This window comes from Kineococcus aurantiacus (genome assembly GCF_013409345.1).
GTDB lineage: Bacteria > Actinomycetota > Actinomycetes > Actinomycetales > Kineococcaceae > Kineococcus > Kineococcus aurantiacus.
Genome location: NZ_JACCBB010000001.1, coordinates 907,848 through 928,988, shown reverse-complemented (window position 1 = coordinate 928,988; position 21,141 = coordinate 907,848). Strand labels below are relative to the sequence as shown.

Below are 21,141 nucleotides of genomic sequence, written 5' to 3'. Positions count from 1 at the left end.
GCCGAGGACCCCACCGCCGGAGGAACCGTCGTGCAGGAGGCCGTCGCGCCCGCACCCGCCTACGCCGGGTCCGCCCTGGACCTGCGGGACGTCCGGCTGTCCTACGGCCCCGTCGAGGTCGTGCGCGGGGTGACGTTCTCCGTCCCCGCCGGCAGCACCACCTGCGTCATCGGCCCCTCCGGCTCGGGCAAGTCGACCCTGCTGCGCGGGATCAACCGGCTGCACGAACCCAGCGGCGGCGACGTCCTGCTCGCCGGCACCAGCACCCGGGGCCAGCACCCCGACCGGCTGCGCCGGCGCATCGGCATGGTGTTCCAGCACTTCAACCTCTTCCCCGACCACACCGCGCTGGAGAACGTCGCGCTCGCCCCCCGCACCGTCGCGGGCGTCCCGCGGGCCGAGGCCCTGCGCCGCGCCCACGCCCGCCTCGCCGAGGTGGGGCTGGCCGAGCGCACCGACCACCGGCCCCGGGACCTGTCCGGCGGCCAGCAGCAGCGCGTCGCCATCGCCCGCGCGCTGGCCATGGACCCCGAGGTCATGCTCTTCGACGAGGTGACCAGCGCCCTGGACCCCGAACTGGTCAAGGGCGTCCTGAACCTCATGGCGACCCTGGGCCGGCAGGGCATGACGATGGTCGTCGTGACCCACGAGATGGGGTTCGCCCGCCGCGTCGCCGACCAGGTCGTCTTCATGGACGAGGGCCGCGTCGTCGAGGCCGGCCCGCCCGCGCAGCTGTTCGAGCAGCCCCGCAGCGAGCGCCTGCGCCGCTTCCTGGCGGAGGTCCTGTGAGCGCCCCGCGCCCCCTGCGCACCGCCGTCGTCGGCTGGGGCACCGCCGGGGCGGTGTTCCACGGCCCGCTGCTGGCCGCCGACCCCGAGTTCACCGTCGACGTCGTCGTCACCCGCGACCCCGCCCGCGCGGCCGCCGCCCGCGCGGCGCTGCCCGGGGTGGCCGTGGTCACCTCGCCCGGGGAGGTCCTGGCCCGCCGCGACGAGCTCGACCTCGTCGTCGCCTCCCCGCCGGCCACCCACGTCGACCTGGCCACCCGCACGCTCCAGGCCGGGCTGGCGACGGTCGTCGACAAGCCGCTGGCCGTCGACGCGGCCGGCGCGCGCAAGCTGCTCGACGTGGCCGCCGCCACCCGCACCCCGTTGACGGTGTTCCAGAACCGCCGCTGGGACGGGGACTTCCTGACCCTGCGCCGGCTGCTCGCCGAGGGCACCCTGGGACGGGTGCACCGCTTCGCCTCGCGCTTCACGTGGTGGGAACCGGCCGGCGGCAAGGCGTGGAAGATGGATGCCCCCGTCGCCGACGGCGGCGGGATCCTCGCCGACCTCGGCACCCACCTCGTCGACCAGGCCCTGCAGCTGTTCGGCCCCGTCGACTCCGTCACCGCCGAGCTCGACCGGCGCCGCCCCGGCCCCGGCCCCGAGGACGACGCCTTCGTCGCCCTGCACCACCGCAGCGGGGTCCGCTCGCACCTGTGGATGAGTGCCGTCGCCGCGCTGCCGGGCCCGCGGTTCCACGTGCTGGGCGAGCGCGGCGCCTTCGCCGTCGACGGCCTGGACCCGCAGGAGGCGCAGCTGGCCGCCGGGCTCGGCCCCGGGTCGGCCGGGTACGGGGTGCGCACCGCCCCGGCCCGCGGCGGGACCGTCGACGCCCCGGCCGAGGTCCCGGTGGCACCCGGTGACTACGCCGCCTTCTACCGCGGGCTGGCCGGCGCCCTGCTGCGCGGCGGACCGCTGCCGGTCGAGGCCGCCGACGCCGTCGCCGTCCTGGACGTCCTGGACCGGGTCCGCGCGGCCGCCTGAGCCCGCACCCGCCGAACCCCGCCAACCCCGCTCCACGATCGGAAGAGAGAACCATGAGCACCTCCACCGCCCGGGTCGTCGTCGTCGGCGCCGGCATCCTCGGCGCCTCCACGGCCGCCCACCTGGCCCGCGCCGGGGCGTCGGTCGACCTCGTCACCGAGGCCGACGTCGCCTCCGGGGCCAGCGGCCGGTCGCTGTCCTGGCTGAACTCCGCCGGGGCCCGCAGCGACGCCTACCACCTGCTGCGCACCGTCGGCATCGACCGCTGGCACACCTTCGCCGCCCGCCGCGCCGGCCGCGCGGACGTGGCGCAGGGCGTGCGCTTCGACGGCGGCCTGACGTGGGCGGCGCCGGGGGAGAGCCACCGCGACCGGCACGCCCACGAGCTCGCCATCGGCTACGACTCGCTCTGGCTGGCCCCCGACGAGGTCGCCGCCTGGACCCCCGGCGTCGACCCGTCCGCCGTGGCCGCCGAGGGCGCGGTCTTCAACCCCGGTGAGGGCTGGGTGGACCTGCCGCTGGCCGCCGGGGTGCTCCTGGAGGAGTTCGACGCCGCCGGCGGCCGCCTGCACACCGGCACCGGCCGCGCCCACCCCGTCGTCGAGGGCGGCCGCGTCACCGGCGTCACGACGGACTCGGGGGCCACCTTCGCCGCCGACGCCGTCGTGCTGGCCACCGGCCCGTGGGTCCCGCGCGACCTGGCCGAGCTCGGCCTCAGCGTCCCCGACGACTCCCCGGTCTCGCTGCTGCTGCGCACCAAGCCCGTCGAGGTGGCGCTGCGCGCGGTCCTGAACACCCCCCGCGTCGCGGTGCGCCCGGCCCCCGGCGGGGTGCTGGTGCTGGACTCGGCGTGGTCGGAGGAGGAGGTCGTGATCCACGGCGAGGGCGACTACGAGGTCAAGGACAGCACGCTGGAGGGCCTGCTGGCCGAGGCCTCGGCCGTCCTGGCCGGGAACCCGCAGCTGGCGCTCGACGGCTACGGCGTGGGCCGCAAGCCCATCCCGGGCGACGGCGAGCCCGTCGCCGGGGCCGTGGACGGCGTGGCGGGCCTGCACGTCCTGTTCACCCACAGCGGCGCCACCCTGGGCCTGGTCCTGGGCGAGTTCACCGCCCGCGAGGTCCTCACCGGGCAGCCGAACCCGCTGCTGGCGGCCTTCCGCCCCGGCCGCTTCGCCGCCTCCTGACCCCCGACTCCTGAACCCCGCCCCCTGACCCCGGGTCCGCCCCACCCCCTCCGTGATCAAGCACTTGTGGACAGGAGTGCTCGATCACGGAGGGGGTGGGGCGGGGCCGCGCCGGGAGGGGTCAGGGAGTCAGCGGGAGCCCACGTACTGCGCCCAGGCCGTCTCGACCGCGGCCAGCGCCGTCTCGTCCTGCAGCGACGTGACGTCGCCGCCGCCGCGGCCGGCGGTCAGGTCGGCCATCAGCCGGCGCATGATCTTGCCCGACCGGGTCTTGGGCAGGTCCGGCACGACGACGACGTCACGGGGTTTGGCCACCGGCCCGATCTGGTGCGCGACGTGCGCGCGCAGCTCCTCGGCGAGGTCCCCGTCGGTCCCCTCGCCGCGCGTGATGACGAACGCGACGATCCGCTGGCCCGTGGTGTCGTCCGGGGCGCCGACGACGGCGGCCTCGGCGACCCGCGGGTGGGAGACCAGCGCCGACTCCAGCTCGATGCTGGACAGGCGGTGCCCGGAGACGTTCAGCACGTCGTCGATCCGGCCGCCGATCCAGATGTACCCGTCGGCGTCCTTCGTCGCGGCGTCCCCGGCCAGGTAGTAGCCCTGCGCCGCGTACGGTTCCCAGTAGCTCTTCACGAAGCGCGCGTGGTCGCGCCACACCGTCCGCGCCATGCCGGGCCAGGGCTTGGTGATGACGATGACGCCCGTCTCACCCGGTGCCGTCTCGTTCCCGGCCTCGTCCACGACGGTCGCCGACAACCCCGGCAGCGGGACCGTCCCCGACCCCGGTTTCAGGGGCGTGACCCCGGGCAGGGGCGCGACGACGGCGGCGCCGGTCTCGGACTGCCACCAGGTGTCCACGATGGGGCAGCGCCCGCCGCCGACGTTGCGGTGCAGCCACAACCACGCCTCGGGGTTGATGGCCTCACCCACCGACCCCAGCAGCCGCAGCGAGGACAGGTCGAAGCGGGCGGGCAGTTCCGGCCCGTGCTTCATGAACGTCCGCACCAGGGTCGGGGCCGTGTAGTAGATCGTCACGCCGTACTTCTCGATGACCTCGAAGTGCCGGCCCGGGTGGGGGGTCAGCGGGGACCCCTCGTAGATCACCTGCGTCACGCCGTTGGACAGCGGCCCGTACATCTCGTACGAGTGCGCCGTCACCCACGCCAGGTCCGCCTGGCACCAGTAGACGTCGTCGTCCTTGACGTCGAACACGGCCCAGTGCGACCACGACGTGTGGGTCAGGTACCCGCCGCTGGTGTGGACCAGGCCCTTGGGCCTGCCGGTCGTGCCGGACGTGTAGATGATGAACAGCGGGTTCTCGGCGTCGAAGCTCGGGGCGGTGTGCTCGACGGGCTGGCGGTCGACCAGCTCGTGCCACCACACGTCGCGGCCCGGCGTCCAGGGCACGTCCGGGGTCTGCTCGCCCGTGCGGCGCAGGACCAGGACGTGCTCGACGTGGGACAGCCCCTCCACGGCGGCGTCCGCGGCGCCCTTCACCGCGACGGCCGTGCCCCGCCGGAACTGCCCGTCGGTGCAGATCAGCAGCTTCGCCCCGGTGTCCTCGACGCGGAACCGCAGCGCCTCGGCCGAGAAGCCGCCGAAGACCAGCGAGACGACGGCGCCGATGCGCGCGCAGGCCATGGTCGCGACGATCGTCTCGGGCAGCACGGGCAGGTAGAGCACGACCCGGTCGCCGTGCCCGACGCCCAGCTCCTCCAGGGCGTTGGCCAGGCGGCAGACCTCGTCCTGCAGCTGCGCGTAGGTGATCGTGCGGGAGTCGCCCGGCTCGCCCTCCCAGTGCAGCGCCACCTTGTCCCCGCGCCCGGCCGCGACGTGCCGGTCGACGCAGTTGACCGCGACGTTGAGCCTGCCGCCGGTGAACCACTGCGCCGTCGGCAGCGTCGAGCCGTCGAAGACGGTGTGGAACGGCTCGTCCCACTGCAGCCGGCGGGCCTGCTCGGCCCAGAACGCCTCCGGGTCGGCCGCGGCGCGGGCGTGCTCACCGGCGCCGACGTTGGCCTGGGCGGTGAACTCCGGCGAGGGGGCGAAGACGAGCTCGTCGGGCGTGGTGGTCACAGGCGGCGTCCTCACGGGCTGGGGGGTGGGGAGCGACCGGCCAGCGGCCGGCTTGGTCGCCAGGGTAGCCGCGCCGTAGCCTGCCCCCGTGGAGACCACCGGTACGAGCGCCCGCTCGTTCTTCGCCGTGCAGCGTCGCCACGTGGACCTCTGCCGCACGCGCTCCGCGGTCTGTCGCTGACCCTCGATCTCCCGCGCCGGGAACACCCCGGCGCCACCGGGCGCTGCACCGTGCGACCCGGCAGGTCCTGAGCGCCCCGAGGGGGTCCCACCCGTGTCCGAACCGCTGCGCCACCCCGTGCGCCTGGGCGTCGAGCTCGACGCCGCCGGTCGCCACCCCGCCGCCTGGCGGCTGCCCGGCGCCCGCCCCGCCGAGCTGTTCACCGCCGCCCACTGGCGCCGCCTGGCCGCCACCGTCGACGCCGCCGACCTCGACCTGCTCGTCGTGCCGGACTCCTTCCGCCTGGGCTCGGCCGACGAGCGGGACCAGCGCGGGCGCCTCGACGCCGTCGCGGTCGCGGCCAACCTCGCGCCGCTGACCCGGCGGACCGGCCTGGTCCCGGTGGTGACGACCACCCACACCGAGCCGTTCCACACCCAGAAGGCGGTCGCGACGCTGGACTTCACCAGCCGCGGGCGCGCGGGCTGGCAGGTCGAGGTCTCGGCCACGCCCGCCGAGGCGGACCTGTTCGGCCGCAAGGCGGCCGCCCCGGCGCAGGAGCTGTGGGCCGAGGCCGCCGAGACCGTCGACGTCGTCCGGCTGCTGTGGGACTCCTGGGAGGACGACGCCGTCGTCAAGGACCTGGCCACGGGCCGGTTCGTCGACCGCGACAAGCTGCACTACGTCGACTTCACCGGCGAGCACTTCTCCGTCAAGGGGCCCTCGATCACCCCGCGCTCCCCGCAGGGCCAGCCGCTCGTCGTGGTCCCCGTGCGCGACGAGCCCTCGCTGGCCGTCGCCGCCGCCCACGCCGACCTCGCCCGGCTGGAGGCCCCCGACGCGACGGTCGCGGCCCGGCGGGCGGCCCGCCTGGGGACCACGACCCTGCTCGACGTCGAGGTGCTGCTGCGCCGCGACGCCTCGCAGGCGCAGGAGGTCGCGGCCCACCTCGACGAGCTGAGCCCCGGCCACGGGCCCCGCACGCTGCGCCACGTGGGGACCCCGGCGTCGCTGGTGGAGCTGCTGCACGACCTGCCCGCGGGCCTCGACGGCGCCGTCCTCGTCCCGCTGGACCTGCCCGCCACCCTCGAGCTCGTCGCCTCCGACGTCGTCCCGCACCTGGGTCGCCCGCCGGCGGCGGGCACCACCCTGCGCGACCGCTTCGGCCTGACCCGACCCGCCAGCCGCTACGCCGTGGGAGGCACCCGATGAGCAAGCGCCAGGTCCACCTCGGGGCCCACTTCCCCGGCGTCAACAACACCACCGTCTGGCGCGACCCCCGCGCCGGCAGCCAGGTCGACTTCTCCTCCTTCGAGCACCTGGCCCGCACCGCCGAGCGCGGGCTCATGGACTTCTTCTTCCTCGCCGAGGGGCTGCGGCTGCGCGAGCAGCGCGGGAAGATCCACGACCTGGACGTCGTGGGCCGCCCCGACACCCTCACGGTGCTGAACTCCCTCGCCTCGGTCACGACGCACCTGGGGCTGGCCGGCACCATCAACGCCACGTTCAACGAGGCCGCCGAGGTCGCCCGGCAGTTCGCCTCCCTGGATCACCTCTCCGGGGGCCGGGCGGCGTGGAACGTCGTCACCAGCTCCGACGCGTTCACGGGCGAGAACTTCCGCCGCGGCGGGTACCTCGCCCACGCCGACCGCTACGTGCGCGCCCGCGAGGTGCTCGACGTGGCCCGGGCGTTCTGGGACTCCTGGGGCGCCGACGCCCTCGTCGCCGACCCCACGACGGGGGTGTTCGCGCGCGGGATCGGCGAGGTCGAGCACCACGGCCCGCAGTTCGACGTGCGCGGCCCGGGTCTGCTGCCGCGCAGCCCGCAGGGGCACCCCGTGCTGTTCCAGGCCGGCGACTCCGACGCCGGCCGCGAGTTCGGCGCCACGTACGCCGACGCCATCTTCACCATGCACGGGACCCTGGAGGCCGGTGTCGCGTTCACCGCCGACATGCGCTCGCGGGCCGTGCGCAACGGCCGCTCCGGGGACGACCTGCGGATCCTGCCGGGGGCGACGTTCGTCCTGGGCGACACGCTGGAGGAGGCGAAGGAGAACGCCCGGGAGATCCGGTTCCTGCAGGTCGGGCCCGAGCAGGCCGTCGCGTTCCTGGAGCAGGTCTGGGGCCGGGACCTCACCGGTTTCGACCCCTCCGGCCCGCTGCCGGACTTCGAGCCCGAGGTCGCCTCCGACATCGCCCAGGGCCGCACCCGCATGACGAAGGACCCGCGCGAGACCGCCCGCACCTGGCGGCAGCTGGCCGAGGCCAACGGCTGGAACGCGCGCGAGCTCGTCGTGGAGGTCACCGGCCGCCAGCAGTTCGTCGGGACGCCCGGGCAGGTCGCCGCCGAGATCGACGCCTACGTGCAGGCCGACGCCTGCGACGGGTTCATCCTCGTCCCGCACCTCACCCCGACCGGCCTCGACGAGTTCGTCGAGAAGGTCGTCCCGCTGCTGCAGGAACGCGGCAGCTACCGCACCGAGTACACCGGGCAGACGCTGCGCGACCACCTCGGCCTGTCCCACCCGCACGCCGTCCCGTCCGTCCGCGCCACCGCCTGAGGGGAACACCGTGACCACCACGACCGGCACCACCGCCCGGGAGACCGCCCGCGCCGAGTTCGACGCCTGGCGCGCCGCGCGCACCGCCGAGCTGTCCAAGCCCCACGGCTGGCTGAGCCTGACCAGCCTGCACTGGCTCGTGGGGGACCCCGCTCCCGTCGAGGGCCTCCCGGGCACCTGGGGGTCGGTCCCCGGTGGTGTCGTCGTGACCGCCGCCGCGGCCGACGGGGTCGTCGTGGAGGGTTCCCCCGTCGAGGGCACCGTGACGGTCCCGACCGTCGAGGGCGCGCCCGGCAGGCTCGTCGAGGTCGGCGACCTGCGCGTGGAGGTCATCCAGCGCACCGGGTCGCACGCCCTGCGCGTGCGCGACCCGCAGGCCCCCGCGCTGGCCGCCTTCACGGGCGTGCCGGTCTTCGACTTCTCCGACGACTACGTCCTGGACGCCGAGTTCGAGCCGTTCGAGTCCTCCCGCGCCGCCGTGGTGGGTGCGGTCAAGGACGGGCTGGAGCACCACTACGAGGCCGTCGGCGTCGTGCGGTTCGAGCTCGACGGCCCGCAGCAGCTCACCGTCTTCCGCGGCGGTACCGTGCTGTTCACGGACGCCACCAGCGGCGTCACGACGACCGGCACGACCCGGTCGGTGAAGGTCCCCGAGACCCCCGGGCGCTTCGTCCTGGACCTCAACCGCACGCAGAACCTGCCGTGCGCCTTCACCGACCACGCCACCTGCCCGATCCCGCCCGCCGAGAACCGGCTGACCGTCCCCGTGGCCGCGGGGGAGAAGGACCCCCGTTGACCCCTGCCGACCCCGCCGTCCTCGCCGGTTTCTCCGACGTCGAGCTCGCCGCCCTGCGCGCCGACTTCCCCATCCTGGGGCGCTCGACGCGCTCGGGGAAGCCGCTGGTGTACCTGGACTCGGGGGCGACCTCGCAGAAGCCGCTCGCCGTCCTCGACGCCGAGCGGGCCTTCTACACGCAGCGCAACGCGGCGGTCCACCGCGGCGCGCACCAGCTCGCGGAGGAGGCGACCGACGACTTCGAGGCCGCCCGCGCCGCGATCGCCGCGTTCGTGGGCGCCCCGGCGCAGGAGGTCGTGTTCACGAAGAACGCCACCGAGTCGCTCAACCTCGTCGCGCACGCCTTCAGCACGACCACCGCCTACGCCGCCCGGGGCTCGGCCCCCGGCGGCCAGGTCGTCGACCCGCGGTTCGTCCTGGCCGAGGGCGACGAGGTCCTGGTCACCGAGGCCGAGCACCACGCCAACCTCGTGCCGTGGCAGGAGCTGTGCGCGCGCACCGGCGCGGTCCTGCGGTGGGTCCCCGTCACCGACTCCGGCGTCCTGGACCTGTCGACGCTGCCCGCGCTCGTCACCGACCGCACGAAGGTCGTCGCCTTCGCCCACGCCTCCAACGTCCTGGGCGGGATCGCCCCCGTCGAGGCGGTCGTGGCCGCGGCGAAGGCCGTCGGGGCGCTCGTCGTCCTCGACGCGTGCCAGTCCGTGCCGCACCTGCCCGTCGACCTGCCCGCCCTCGGCGTCGACCTCGCCGCGTTCTCCGGGCACAAGATGCTCGGCCCGTCGGGCATCGGCGTCCTGTGGGGGCGCTCGGAGCTCCTCGACGCGATGCCGCCGTTCCTCACGGGCGGCTCGATGATCGAGCTCGTCCGGATGGAGCGCTCGACGTTCGCGCCGGCGCCGCAGAAGTTCGAGGCCGGTGTCCCGATGACGGCGCAGGCCGTGGGGCTGCACGCCGCCGTCGACTACCTGCGCGGGCTCGGGCCCGACGGCACGGGCATGGCCCGCGTCGAGGCCCACGAGCGGTCGCTGACGGAACTGCTGCTCGCCGAGCTGGCGCAGCTGCCGTGGGTGCGGGTCCTGGGGCCCCTGGAGGCCACCGACCGCGTGGGGCTGGTGTCCTTCACGGTCGACGACGTCCACGCCCACGACGTCGGCCAGCTGCTCGACGACGAGGGCGTCGCGGTCCGCGTCGGGCACCACTGCGCGTGGCCGCTGCACCGCCGCTTCGGGGTCGCGGCCACGACCCGGGTGAGCTTCGGCCCCTACAACCAGCCCTCCGACGTCGACGCCGTGCTGCGCGGTCTGCACCGCGTCCGCGCCCTGTTCGCGTGAGAGCCTGAACGGCGTGGACCTGTACCAGCAGTTGATCATCGAGCACTCCAAGCGCCCGCACGGCGAGGGGCTGCGCGCACCGTTCGGCGCGCAGTCGCACCACGTGAACCCCACGTGCGGTGACGAGATCACGTTGCGGGTCCGGGTCGACGGCGGGTCGGTCACCGACGTCTCCTACGACGCGCTGGGGTGCTCCATCAGCCGCGCGTCGGCGTCGGTGCTGCACGACCTCGTCGTCGGCCGGTCCGTCCCGGAGGTCGGCGACCTGCGCGATGCGGTGCAGCACATGCTCACCAGCCGCGGTGAGGACCCCGGCGACGAGGAGGTGCTCGGGGACGCCGTCGCCTTCGCGGGCGTCGCGAAGTACCCCGCGCGCGTGAAGTGCGCCCTGCTGAGCTGGTCGGCGCTGGCCGACGCGCTGCTGCGGACCGCCCCGGCCTGAACCCCGGCGCCGGGCCTCAGCCCGCCGCGGCCGGGACGCGCGCGGGGGGCGGCCCGCTGGAGTCGCGCACGACGAGCTCGGTGGCCAGCTCGACGTGGTGCGGCTCGACGGTCTCGCCGTCGACCAGGCGCAGCAGCATCTGCAGGGCGTAGCGGCCCATGTCCTGCAGCGGCGTGTGGACGGTCGTCAGGGCCGGGGTGACCCACGGCGCCAGGTAGGTGTTGTCGAAACCCACCACCGACAGGTCCTCGGGCACCCGCAGCCCGCGCCGGTGGGCGGCCTGCACGACCCCGAAGGCGCACACGTCGGTGACGGCGAAGACCGCCGTGGGCGGGTCGTCGGCGGCCAGCAGGCCGGTGGCCAGCTCCAGGCCCGCCTCGAACCCGAACCCGCCGTCGACGACCAGCCGGGGGTCGACGGGCAGCCCGGCGTTCTCCATGGCCGCCCGGTAGCCGTGCAGCCGGGCCTGGCTGATCGCGGCGCGCGCGGGCCCGCCCAGGTGGGCGATGCGGCGGTGGCCCAGCCCGATGAGGTGCTCGGTGGCGCTCAGGCCGCCGGTCCAGTTCGTGGCCCCGACGCTGGCCACGCTGGCCTGCGGCGTGTGCACGGGGTCGACGACGACCAGCGGCAGGCCGACCTCGGAGAAGCCCGACGTCTGCTGGGCCGTGAGGTCGGAGGTCACCACGAGGACCCCGTCGCGGCCGGCCCGCAGCAGCCGCTGGGCCCACGCCGCGCCGTCGGTGCCGGAGGAGCCGTCCGAGAAGCGGCCGACGACGACGTCCGCGTCGGCGGCCGCACCGGCGTCGGTGACGCCGCGGATGAGCTCGGTGGCGTAGGGGCTCATGAAGTCGTCGAAGATCAGGCCGATCGTGCGGTGCGGCCCGGCGGGTCCGTTCCTCGCCGGCCGCTGCCGGGTGGCCGGCAGGTAGTCGTGCTCGGCCAGCAGGCGCTGGACGTGCGCGCGCGTCTGCGCACCCACGTCGTCGCGCCCGTTGAGCACCTTGGACACGGTCGCCGCGGACACCCCCGCCGCCGAGGCGATGGCGCTCAGCGTGGGGCGTCGGCGCCCTGCTGCATCGGTCACGGAACCCCCTCGGGCGCTGCGGGAGCCGGGTGCCCCCTGCGGGGATCATCCCAGCCCGCCGGTGGGCCGGGGACCGGCGCGAGCCGTCCTGCCCCGTGTTCGGGAGGACGGCGATCCCTGCTTTGCGAAACCTGAGCATAGGTTGCGAAAGGCCTCTTGTCGCTGTCTTCCCACTGATTTCGGAGGGGGAGTTGCCCCCTTGACGGTTTCGGCGGGCCAGGTCTAGCGTCGGGTCTCGCCGGACTTGCGAAACTTTGCGAAGACGCCGCAGTCCCGCGACGGTGACCCGATCCGTCCGACTCAGCCCGCCCCATCCAGCACGCACCGGCTCGCACCGCCGGTGCCCGGCCCGGCACGTGGACGTGCCGGGCACCCCACTCCGATGGAGGACCCCGTGCACGAGACCCCGGCCGCCCCCCGCACCCGCCTCACCCGCCGCAGCGTCCTGGCGCTGGGCGCCGCCGCGGGCGCCGCCCCCGCCCTGGCGGCCTGCGGCTCGAACGACAGCGCCGGCGGGGGAGGGGACGTCACCCTCGGCCTGTGGACCTGGGCCTCGGAGTTCGAGGACGCCTTCGCCGCCGCCGCCGACGAGTACCACCAGCTGCACCCGAACGTCACCGTGAAGCCCCGCTACTGGAGCTTCGCCAACTACGCCCCCTCGCTGCAGGCCGCGCTGGCGGCCAAGGAGGAGGGCGACATCTTCATGCCGCTGGTCTCCACGCTGGCGCTGGCCCAGGCCGAGCGCACCGTCGACCTGCGCAAGGCCCTCGGCGCGGACTTCCTCGAGGGGTTCTTCCCCTCCACCAACGAGGAGAACGTCTACCAGGACGGCCAGTACGCCGTCGGCTGGGCCGCCCAGACCTTCGGCCTGTTCCACAACACGACGATCATGGCGCAGCTGGGGCTCACGCCCCCCGAGACCTGGGACGACCTGGCGGCCATGGCCCCGCAGATCAACGCCGCCGGCCTGGTCCCCATGTCCATCCAGGGCAACCCCTCGAACCAGCTGTCCGACTTCATGCTGCCGATCATCACGCAGATCACCGACGACCCCCAGGTCGTGCTGGACCTCGACACCCACGAGGAGAAGGGCGTCAGCTGGGACAGCGAACCGGTCGTGCAGGCGCTGACGATCGTCAAGCAGCTGACCGACGCCGGGGTGTTCTCCTCCGGGGTCCTGGCCACCGACAGCGACACCGCGAACAGCACGTTCACCAGCGGCAAGGCCGCGATGCTGTTCACCGGGTCGTTCTTCCCGCCGTCCCTGCAGACCACCGCGCCGCCGGAGTTCCTCACCCAGTACGGCATCGCCAAGACGCCGACCGTGCAGCCGGGCGGCAAGCACTGGTGCGCCAACCAGGCCGGCTACACCTGGGCGGTCAGCTCCGGCTCGAAGAACCAGGACGCCGCCGTCGACTTCCTCAAGTACCTCTACGACCCGCAGCGGTACCTGAAGATGATGAACGACACCTTCTCCATGCCCAGCACGAAGGCGGCCGCCGACGGGGTCACCAGCTCGGACATCAAGACCATGACGTCCTGGCTGCTCGACGGCGAGGGCGCCCCGCACATCATGTTCGGCAAGGGGACGCTCGACTCGGTCACCAACGGCGTCGTCTCGGTGATCAACGGTTCCGCGACCCCGGCGCAGGCGGCCAAGGCCATCGAGGCGGCCGTGGTCCAGGCCCGGAAGATCTGAGGCGCCCGTGGCGACCACCACCTCCGCGAAGGCGCCCACCGCGGCGCCGGGCCGGGGCCGCCGGCCACGGCCCCTCACCGGCTGGTCCAACCCGACGGGTCTGCTGTTCACCGCCCCCGCCGTCGTGTTCTTCGGCGTCTTCATCGCCTACCCCGTGCTGCGCACGTTCTGGCTGTCGCTGACCACCTCCGACGGTTTCGGCGGCTCCTCCTTCGCCGGCCTGCACAACTACGGGGTCATGCTGACCGACCCCATCTTCCGCAAGGCGGCCGTGGTCACGCTCGTGTACACCGTCGTGACCACGGTCCTGCAGACGGCGCTCGCGCTGCTGCTGGCCCTGATCGTGCACGCCGGTCCCCGCCGCAGCGCCGTCGTCTACCGGACGCTGCTGTTCCTGCCCGCAGCGGTGTCCCTCACCGTCACCGGCCTGCTGTGGCGCATCGGCCTGACGCCCGTCTTCGGGGTGTTCAACCGGGCGCTGGAGGCCGTCGGGCTCGGTGCGCTGCAGCACGAGTGGCTCGGGGACACCGCCACCGTGCTGCCGACGGTCATCGTCGTCTCGCTGTGGCAGTCCACCGGGCTGTTCATGCTGATCTTCTACGCGGCGCTCGGCAACGTCGACCCGGCCATCTCCGAGAGCGCCCGCGTCGACGGGGCCGGCCCCTTCCGGGAGGCGTGGAGCATCACCGTCCCCATGCTGCGGCCCGTCGTCGAGGTCGTCGTCATGCTCAACGTCCTCAACGGGCTGAAGGTCTTCGACCTCAACTTCGTCATGGCCAACGGCGGGCCGCTGCACGCCTCGGAGTCCCTCAGCAGCTACACGTACCTGCTGACGTTCGGCTCCTCCACCGGCGGGGTGCCCTCCTTCGCCTACGGCTCCGCCATCAGCGTCGTCGTCTTCCTCGTCGCCGGCCTGGCGACGGTCCTGCTCTACCGCTTCCGGAAGGGGGAACAGTGAGCACCTCCACCCTGCACCGGCCGCGACCGGCGACGGTGAGCACCCGGCCGCCCCGCACCGCCGGCGCCGTCGGCCGCCGCGTCCTGTGGCACGCCGTCATGGTCGTCGTCGCCGCGGCCGCCGTCGCCCCGCTGCTCTACATGCTCCTGACCTCGATCCGCCCGCAGGCCACCGCCTTCTCCGGGCCCATCGTGCCGGACGAGTTCTCCGGCGCCGGGTACGCCTTCGCGTGGAACGACCTGCAGATCTGGCGCAACTTCCTCAACAGCGTCCTCATCACCGGGGTCACCCTGGCCCTGACCATCGCGGCGGCGACCCTGGCCGGGTACGCGTTCTCCCGGATCGGTTTCACCGCGCGGAACCTGCTGTTCTTCGTCGTCACCAGCGCGCTGTTCCTGCCCGGCGTCGCGACCCTCATCCCCGTCTACCTGGAACTGCAGAGCTTCGGCCTGCTGGGCAGCCGGCTGGGCCTGATCCTGGTCTACACCGCCGGCGGGGTCTCCTTCTCGCTGTTCCTCATGCGGACGTTCTTCGACGCCCTGCCGCACGAGCTGAGCGAGGCCGCGCGGCTCGACGGGGCCAGCGAGCTGCAGATCTTCTGGCGGGTCATGCTGCCGCTGTCGGCCCCCGGGATCGCCACCGTCGCGATCTTCCAGATGATCGGCGTCTGGAACGAGCTGCTGTTCGCCAGCGCGCTGGTCTCCGACCCCGCGGCCCGGCCCATCCAGCCCGTCGCGAACTCCCTCATCGGCCAGTACGGCACGAACTGGCCCGCGCTGACCGCCACCATGACCCTCACGGCGCTGCCCATGGTCGTGGCCTACGTCGTGTTCCAGCGCTGGTTCGTCGCCGGCCTCACCGCCGGGGCGGTGAAGGCGTGAGCGCGCAGCGCGGCCGCACCGGTGGTGTCGACGTCCTCACGCCCCGACCGCTGGGCCGCACCGGGTTCGAGGTCACCGGGTTGTGCGTGGGCACCGCCGAGCTGGGCGACATGACGAACGTCTACAGCGCCGTCCCCGAGGAGCAGGCCCTGGCCACGGCCCGGCGCGCGTTCGCCGGACCCCTGACGTTCGTCGACACCTCCAACGGCTACGGCTCCTCCGAGCAGCGGCTGGGCACCGTCCTGCGCGAGCTCGGCGGCGTCCCCGAGGGGATCCTGCTGGCGACCAAGGTGGACCCCCTCGACGGCGGCCCCTTCGACGGGCCGCGGGTGCGGGCCTCGGTCGCCGAGAGCATGGAGCGGCTCGGGCTGGACCACCTGCCCCTGCTGCACCTGCACGACCCCGAGCGCATCGAGTTCGAGGCCGCCACCGCCCCCGGCGGGCCGGTCGACGTCATGCGCGAACTCGTCGCCGAGGGGCTGGTCGGGCACCTGGGCGTGGCGGGGGGGACCGTGGACCTGATGCGCCGCTTCGTCGACACCGGCGTCTTCTCGGTCGTGCTGAACCACAACCGCTGGACGCTGCTGGACCGCTCCGCCGGGCCGCTCCTGGACGACTGCGCGGCCAGCGGCACCGCCTTCCTCAACGGCGCCCCCTTCGGCGGCGGGATCCTGGCCAAGGGCCCGGCCGCGGTGCCCCGGTACTGCTACGGCCCGGCGTCCCCGGAACTGCTGCGCGCGGCCGAGCGCATCGAGGCCGCCTGCGCCCGCCACGGCGTCCCGCTGGCCGCGGCCGCGCTGCAGGACTCGTTGCGCGAACCGCGCGTCACCTCCACCGTGGTCGGGTCCTCCCGACCGGAGCGGCTGGACCAGACCCTGGCCCTGGCCGCCCACCCCGTCCCCGACGAGCTCTGGACCGAACTCGCCGACCTCGTCCCGCCGAAGGAGCACTGGCTTCCGTGACCACCCCCACCACCCCCGCGAGACCCACCACGTTCGCCGTCGTCGGCAGCGGCTGGCGCTCGGAGTTCTTCCTGCGCCTGGCCCAGGCCGCGCCCGACCGGCTGCGCGCCGTCGGCGTCGTCACCCGCAGCGCCGAGAGCGGCCAACCCCTCACCGACCGCTGGGCGGTGCCGACGGTCCGCACGGTCGACGAGCTCGTCCGCAGCGACCGCCCCGACTTCGTCATCGCCTCGGTGCCGTGGGCCCAGATGCCGATCACCGTCCGCGAGCTGGAGGCGGCCGGGATCGCCACCCTCGCCGAGACCCCGCCGGCCCCCGACCTCGACGGGCTGCGCTCGCTGTGGAACGACGTCGGCGCCGGCGGTCGCGTGCAGGTCGCCGAGCAGTACCTGCTGATGCCCGGCCACGCGGCCCGCCTGGCGCTGGTGCGGGCCGGGGTCATCGGCGAACCCACGCAGGTGCAGCTGTCCTCCACGCACATGTACCACGCGGTCTCGCTCATCCGCGGCCTGCTCGGCGTCGACATGGACGAGGTCGTCGTCAACGCCCGCAGCTTCACCGCCCCGCTCGTGGACCCGCTGAGCTTCGGCGGCTGGGACACCGACGCGACGCCGCAACCCCGCGCGAACGTCCTGGCCACCCTCGACTTCGGCGGGAGGTCCGCGCTCTACGACTTCAGCGACAACCAGTGGTGGAACCCGCTGCGGGCCCGGCGCATCGTCGTGCGCGGCTCGATCGGCGAGATCGTCGACGACGCCGTGACGCGGATGGTCGACCCCACCAGCCCGGTCACCTCGCCGCTGTCCTACCGCCGTCGCGGCGTGGACATGAACCTCGAGGGCGTCGACCTGGACACCGTGAGCTTCGACGGGCAGGTCGTGTACCGCAACGCCTGGGCCGGCACCCGGATGTCGGAGGACGACATCGCCGTGGCCCAGATCCTCGCCGACACCGGCGCCTGGGCCCGGGGGGAGGGGCCCGAGCCGTACCCGCTGGCCCAGGCCTGCCAGGACCACGCCATCGCCCTGGCCATGGGCACCTCGGCGGCCACCGGCACCGACGTGCGCGTCGCGAAGGAGGTGTGGGCCTGATGCCCCTCGTCCGCATCGACCTGCCCGACACCACCCCCGTCGAGCTGCGGCGCGCCATCGGCGACGCCGTCCACGACGGTCTGGTCGAGGGGCTGCAGATGCCCCCGCAGGACCGGTTCCAGATCCTGCGGGCCCTGCCCGCGGAGGACTTCTCCTTCGACCCGCACTTCATGGGCGGGACCCGGCGCGACGTGGTGTTCCTGCAGGTCCTCATGGTCCGCGGCTACTCCACCGAGGTGAAGAGGGCGACGTTCGCTGCGATCGCCACCCGGCTGGAGGCCGCCGGGGTCCGCCCCGACGACGTGTTCCTGGCCGTCACCGAGAACGGCGGGGAGGACTGGTACGTCGGCCGCTCGGGAGACGACTCGGGGGACGACTCGCAGGACGACGCCGATCACGACGCGGGTGGGGGTCCCACCCCGTGAGAGCGCTCGTCCTGCGCGAACCCGGCACCCGGCCGGCCGTCGAGGACGTCGACCTCGACGGCCCGGGCCCGGGGGAACTGCTCGTGCGCGTCGAGGCGGCCGGGGTGTGCCACACCGAGCTGCACTACGTCAGCGGCGACATCCCCTGCCCGCTGCCGATCGTCCTGGGCCACGAGGGCACCGGCGTCGTCGAGGAGGTCGGCCCCGGCGACGCCGGTAAACCCGACGCCCTGCGCGTCGGGCAGCGCGTCGCCTTCACCTGGCGACCGCGCTGCGGGCAGTGCGAGCCCTGCGTCACCGGCCGGCCGGTGATGTGCGTGTACGGCCGCGTGCAGGCCCGCAGCGGCGGGCTCATGGACGGCACCAGCCGCCTGCGGCGCGGCGGTGAGCGGCTGCACCACTTCCTCGGGGTGTCCTGCTTCGCCGAACGCGCCGTCGTGTCCCGGCGCGCCGTCGTCGCCCTGCCCGACGACGTCGCGCCCACCCTGGCCGCGGTCGCGGGCTGCGCCGTCGTCACCGGCGTGGGGGCGGTCGTCAACGTCGCCGCCGCCGACGGTTCCCTCGCGGGCCGCCCGCTGCTCGTCGTCGGCGCCGGCGGGGTGGGGCTGTCCGCCGTCATGGGAGCCGCCCTCGTGGGCGCCGGCCCCGTGGTCGTGGTCGACGTCGCGGCGGACAAGCTCGCGCTGGCCCGCCGGCTCGGGGCCACCCACACCGTCGACGCCTCCGGGCTCAGCCCCGCCGAGGTCGTCGAGGCCGTGCAGGAGGTGACCCGCGGCGGCGCCGACGTGGCGGTGGAGGCCGTCGGGAACCCGGCGACGCTGGCCCAGGCGTTCTCGGCCGTGCGCCCCGGCGGGACGGTCGTGGCCGTCGGCCTGTCCTCGACGACGGCCACCGTCGCCGTCCCCGTCAACGAGCTCGTGCAGCAGCAGAAGCGGCTGGTGGGCAGCCTGTACGGGTCGGCGAACCCGCCCGTCGACCTGCCCCGGCTGCTGGCCCTGCACCGCACCGGCCGGCTGCCGCTGGAGGACCTGCTGGGGGCGACGTACCCCCTGGAGCAGACCGCCGACGCCTACGACGCGCTGCGGGCCGGGGCCGTCGGCCGGGCCGTGGTCCTGCCCGGGGCCCCCGCGGCGGTGGCCGCGTGAGCGGGGTGAGCCGGTACGCCACGTACCCCAGCCTGCGCGGGCGCGGCGTGGTGGTCAGCGGCGGAGCCACCGGCCTCGGCGCGCAGTTCGTCACCGAGTTCGCCGCCCAGGGCGCGCAGGTCGCCTTCGTCGACGTGCAGGAGGAGGCCGGGCTCGCGCTGGTGGAGTCCGTCGCCGCCGCGGGCCACCCGCGGCCGCGGTTCCGGCGCACCGACGTGCGCGACCTGGAGGGCTACCAGCAGGTCCTGCGCGACCTCGCGGCCGACTTGGGGTCGGTGGGCGTCCTGGTGAACAACGCCGCCGACGACACCCGGCACGACAGCGCCGGGGTCGACCCCGCGGCCTGGGACGCCGGTCTCCGGGTGAACCTGGACCACCAGTTCTTCGCCACCCAGGCCCTGGCCCCCGCGCTGCGGGCCGCCGGCGGGGGGTCGGTGGTCAACCTGGGGTCGATCAGCACGCACGTCAAGCTGCGCGACCTCGTCGTCTACCGCACGGCCAAGGCGGCCGTGGAGGGCCTGACGCGCGCGCTCGCGCTCGAACTGGGCGCCGACGCGATCCGGGTGAACTGCGTGGTCCCCGGCTGGGTCATGACCGCCCGCCAGCTCGAGCACCACGTCGACGCGGAGGCCGAGGCCACCCTCGACCGCGAGCAGGCGCTCGCCCGCCGCGTCCTGCCCGAGGACGTGGCCCGGATGGTGCTGTGGCTGGCCGCCGACGACAGCGCCGCCTGCACCGGACAGAACTGGATCGTCGACGGAGGCTGGATGTGAACGGCACGCAGCACGAGGACCGGCAGGAGGCGCGCCCGCGGCGCAGCCGGGCCTGGTTCGGGGCCACCGGGCGCTCGGGCATGCTCTACCGCTCCTGGCTGCGCAACCAGGGGTACGGCCCGGACGTGTTCGACGGCCGGCCCGTCATCGGCATCGCCACCACCTGGTCCGAGCTGTCCCCGTGCAACGCCCACCTCGACCGCGTCGCCGAGGCCGTCAAGCGCGGGGTCTGGATGGCCGGGGGCTTCCCCCTGGTGTTCCCGGTGATGTCCACCGGGGAAACCCTCATCCGCCCCACGGCGATGCTGTACCGCAACCTCATGGCCATGCAGGCCGAGGAACTCATCCGGGGCAACCCCCTGGACGGGGTCGTCCTGCTGTCGGGCTGCGACAAGACCACCCCCGCCCTGCTCATGGGAGCGGCCAGCGTCGACCTCCCCACGATCGTGGTGACCGGCGGGCCCATGCTCAACGGCAAGTTCCGCGGCCAGGACGTCGGGTCGGGGACCCACGTGTGGCGCTTCGAGGCCGAGATGAAGGCCGGGCGCATGAGCGCGGCCGAGGGGGCCGTCGCCGAGGGGTGCATGGCCCGGTCCGCCGGTCACTGCATGACCATGGGCACCGCCTCGACGATGGCCTGCGTGGCCGAGGCGCTGGGGATGCAGCTGCCCGGCTCGGCCGCCTGGCCCGCCGTCGACGCCCGCCGCGACGAGGTCGCCCAGGCCGCCGGCCAGCGGATCGTCGCGATGGTCGAGGAGGACCTGCGCCCCAGCGCGGTCATGACGCGGGGGGCGTTCGAGAACGCGATCCGCGCCACGGCCGCCATCGGCGGGTCCACCAACGCCATCGTGCACCTGCTCGCCCTCGCCGGCCGCCTCGGCGTCGACCTCGCGCTGGAGGACTTCGACACCCTCACCCGCGACGTCCCCACGATCGTGGACCTCATGCCGTCGGGGCGGTTCCTCATGGAGGACTTCTGCTACGCCGGGGGCCTGCCCGCGGTCCTGCGCGACCTCGCCGAGCACGGCCTGCTGAACACCGACCAGGTCACCGTCACGGGCCGGCCGCTGGGCGAGCTCGTCGCCGACGCCGAGTGCTGGGACCGGGAGGTCATCCGGGAGTTCGACTCCCCGCTGCAGCCGGCGGGGTCGGGCACCGCGGTCCTGCGCGGCAACCTGTGCCCGCGCGGGGCCGTCCTGAAGCAGTCCGCGGCCTCGCCGCACCTGCTGCAGCACACCGGGCGCGCGGTGGTGTTCGACTCGCCCGAGGCCTACCACGCGGTCTGCGACGACGAGGACCTCGACATCACCGCCGACGACGTCATCGTCGTGCGCGGCGCGGGCCCGCGCGGCTACCCGGGGATGCCGGAGGTCTCCAACGTCCCCCTGCCGGCCAAGCTCCTGCGCGCCGGGGTCAGCGACATGGTGCGCATCAGCGACGGCCGCATGAGCGGCACCGGGTTCGGCGCCGTCGTCCTGCACGTCGCCCCCGAGGCGGCCCTCGGCGGCCCGCTGGGGCTGCTGCGCACCGGCGACGTCATCACCCTCGACGTCCCCGCGCGACGGCTGAACGTGCACCTGAGCGACGACGAGCTCGCCGCCCGGGAACCGTCCTGGCGCCAGAGCGCCCACGCCCCCGCGGGCGGCTGGCCCTGGCTGTACGCCCGGCACGTCCTGCAGGCGGACGAGGGAGCCGACCTGGACTTCCTGGTGGGTGCGCGCGGCAGCGCCGTACCGCGAGACTCGCACTGACGAACGACCAC

Annotated in this window: 20 protein-coding genes; 18 read left to right on the top strand and 2 right to left on the bottom strand. The window is 74.5% G+C overall.

Going from position 1 to position 21,141, the window contains the following annotated elements:
- The first annotated feature begins 75 nt into the window (after positions 1-75).
- From BJ968_RS04425 to BJ968_RS04415, 3 genes are read left to right on the top strand one after another with little or no spacing between them, the layout of a single operon-like run.
- On the top strand, positions 76-789 hold the full coding sequence (locus BJ968_RS04425) for an amino acid ABC transporter ATP-binding protein (protein ID WP_211298452.1): 714 nt from the start codon (positions 76-78) through the stop codon (positions 787-789).
- Positions 786-1,811 (top strand): Gfo/Idh/MocA family protein, encoded by a 1,026-nt coding sequence (locus tag BJ968_RS04420; protein ID WP_179749561.1) that lies wholly within the window; start codon positions 786-788, stop codon positions 1,809-1,811. The genes BJ968_RS04425 and BJ968_RS04420 overlap by 4 nt, the downstream gene beginning before the upstream one ends.
- Before the next feature lie 53 nt (positions 1,812-1,864).
- The gene (locus BJ968_RS04415) at positions 1,865-2,995 is read left to right on the top strand and encodes an NAD(P)/FAD-dependent oxidoreductase (RefSeq protein ID WP_179749559.1); all 1,131 of its coding nucleotides are present in this window, start codon (positions 1,865-1,867) and stop codon (positions 2,993-2,995) included.
- Between the two features lie 129 nt (positions 2,996-3,124).
- Here the strand turns inward: BJ968_RS04415 and acs are convergent, their stop codons facing one another.
- Complete coding sequence (acs, locus tag BJ968_RS04410; RefSeq protein WP_179749557.1) at positions 3,125-5,071, bottom strand: acetate--CoA ligase; 1,947 nt, start codon at positions 5,069-5,071, stop codon at positions 3,125-3,127.
- Between the two features lie 88 nt (positions 5,072-5,159).
- Here acs and BJ968_RS26325 point away from each other — a divergent pair, with 88 nt between their 5' ends.
- The 6 genes from BJ968_RS26325 (at position 5,160) to sufU (ending at position 10,361) form a co-directional block, all read left to right on the top strand.
- Entirely contained in the window at positions 5,160-5,252 is a 93-nt protein-coding gene (locus BJ968_RS26325) for a putative leader peptide (protein WP_343077804.1), read from the top strand.
- A 93-nt stretch (positions 5,253-5,345) separates the two neighbouring features.
- Entirely contained in the window at positions 5,346-6,443 is a 1,098-nt protein-coding gene (locus BJ968_RS04405; protein ID WP_218884784.1) for an LLM class flavin-dependent oxidoreductase, read from the top strand.
- The gene (locus BJ968_RS04400; RefSeq protein WP_179749555.1) at positions 6,440-7,792 is read left to right on the top strand and encodes an NtaA/DmoA family FMN-dependent monooxygenase; all 1,353 of its coding nucleotides are present in this window, start codon (positions 6,440-6,442) and stop codon (positions 7,790-7,792) included. The genes BJ968_RS04405 and BJ968_RS04400 overlap by 4 nt, the downstream gene beginning before the upstream one ends.
- Before the next feature lie 10 nt (positions 7,793-7,802).
- Entirely contained in the window at positions 7,803-8,588 is a 786-nt protein-coding gene (locus BJ968_RS26320; RefSeq protein ID WP_179749553.1) for a DUF1684 domain-containing protein, read from the top strand.
- Positions 8,585-9,919 carry a SufS family cysteine desulfurase gene (locus BJ968_RS04390; RefSeq protein WP_179749551.1) on the top strand — a complete coding sequence of 445 codons (1,335 nt, stop codon included), beginning with the start codon at positions 8,585-8,587 and terminating at the stop codon, positions 9,917-9,919. Before BJ968_RS26320 ends, BJ968_RS04390 begins: the two co-directional genes overlap by 4 nt.
- Before the next feature lie 13 nt (positions 9,920-9,932).
- Positions 9,933-10,361 carry a Fe-S cluster assembly sulfur transfer protein SufU gene (sufU, locus tag BJ968_RS04385; RefSeq protein WP_179749549.1) on the top strand — a complete coding sequence of 143 codons (429 nt, stop codon included), beginning with the start codon at positions 9,933-9,935 and terminating at the stop codon, positions 10,359-10,361.
- 16 nt (positions 10,362-10,377) lie between these two features.
- Here sufU and BJ968_RS04380 read toward each other — a convergent pair whose 3' ends face one another.
- Entirely contained in the window at positions 10,378-11,445 is a 1,068-nt protein-coding gene (locus BJ968_RS04380) for a substrate-binding domain-containing protein (RefSeq protein WP_179749547.1), read from the bottom strand.
- 394 nt (positions 11,446-11,839) lie between these two features.
- Between BJ968_RS04380 and BJ968_RS04375 the strand changes: the two genes are divergently transcribed.
- From BJ968_RS04375 to BJ968_RS04335, 9 genes are read left to right on the top strand one after another with little or no spacing between them, the layout of a single operon-like run.
- Positions 11,840-13,144, top strand: coding sequence for an extracellular solute-binding protein (locus BJ968_RS04375; RefSeq protein WP_179749545.1), 1,305 nt, complete (start codon positions 11,840-11,842; stop codon positions 13,142-13,144).
- A gap of 7 nt (positions 13,145-13,151) precedes the next feature.
- Complete coding sequence (locus BJ968_RS04370) at positions 13,152-14,102, top strand: ABC transporter permease subunit (RefSeq protein ID WP_179749543.1); 951 nt, start codon at positions 13,152-13,154, stop codon at positions 14,100-14,102.
- Entirely contained in the window at positions 14,099-14,983 is an 885-nt protein-coding gene (locus BJ968_RS04365; RefSeq protein WP_179749541.1) for an ABC transporter permease subunit, read from the top strand. The genes BJ968_RS04370 and BJ968_RS04365 overlap by 4 nt, the downstream gene beginning before the upstream one ends.
- A complete protein-coding gene (locus BJ968_RS04360; protein WP_218884781.1) occupies positions 14,980-15,945 on the top strand; it encodes an aldo/keto reductase in 966 nt (321 codons plus the stop codon). Before BJ968_RS04365 ends, BJ968_RS04360 begins: the two co-directional genes overlap by 4 nt.
- Positions 15,942-17,036: a Gfo/Idh/MocA family oxidoreductase gene (locus BJ968_RS04355; protein ID WP_179749539.1), complete on the top strand. Its 1,095-nt coding sequence runs from the start codon at positions 15,942-15,944 to the stop codon at positions 17,034-17,036. Before BJ968_RS04360 ends, BJ968_RS04355 begins: the two co-directional genes overlap by 4 nt.
- Positions 17,036-17,461 carry a tautomerase family protein gene (locus BJ968_RS04350; protein ID WP_179749537.1) on the top strand — a complete coding sequence of 142 codons (426 nt, stop codon included), beginning with the start codon at positions 17,036-17,038 and terminating at the stop codon, positions 17,459-17,461. The genes BJ968_RS04355 and BJ968_RS04350 overlap by 1 nt, the downstream gene beginning before the upstream one ends.
- Complete coding sequence (locus BJ968_RS04345; protein WP_179749535.1) at positions 17,458-18,606, top strand: zinc-binding dehydrogenase; 1,149 nt, start codon at positions 17,458-17,460, stop codon at positions 18,604-18,606. Before BJ968_RS04350 ends, BJ968_RS04345 begins: the two co-directional genes overlap by 4 nt.
- Entirely contained in the window at positions 18,603-19,379 is a 777-nt protein-coding gene (locus BJ968_RS04340) for an SDR family oxidoreductase (protein ID WP_179749533.1), read from the top strand. Before BJ968_RS04345 ends, BJ968_RS04340 begins: the two co-directional genes overlap by 4 nt.
- Positions 19,376-21,130 carry a dihydroxy-acid dehydratase gene (locus BJ968_RS04335; protein ID WP_179749531.1) on the top strand — a complete coding sequence of 585 codons (1,755 nt, stop codon included), beginning with the start codon at positions 19,376-19,378 and terminating at the stop codon, positions 21,128-21,130. The genes BJ968_RS04340 and BJ968_RS04335 overlap by 4 nt, the downstream gene beginning before the upstream one ends.
- Positions 21,131-21,141 lie beyond the last annotated feature (11 nt).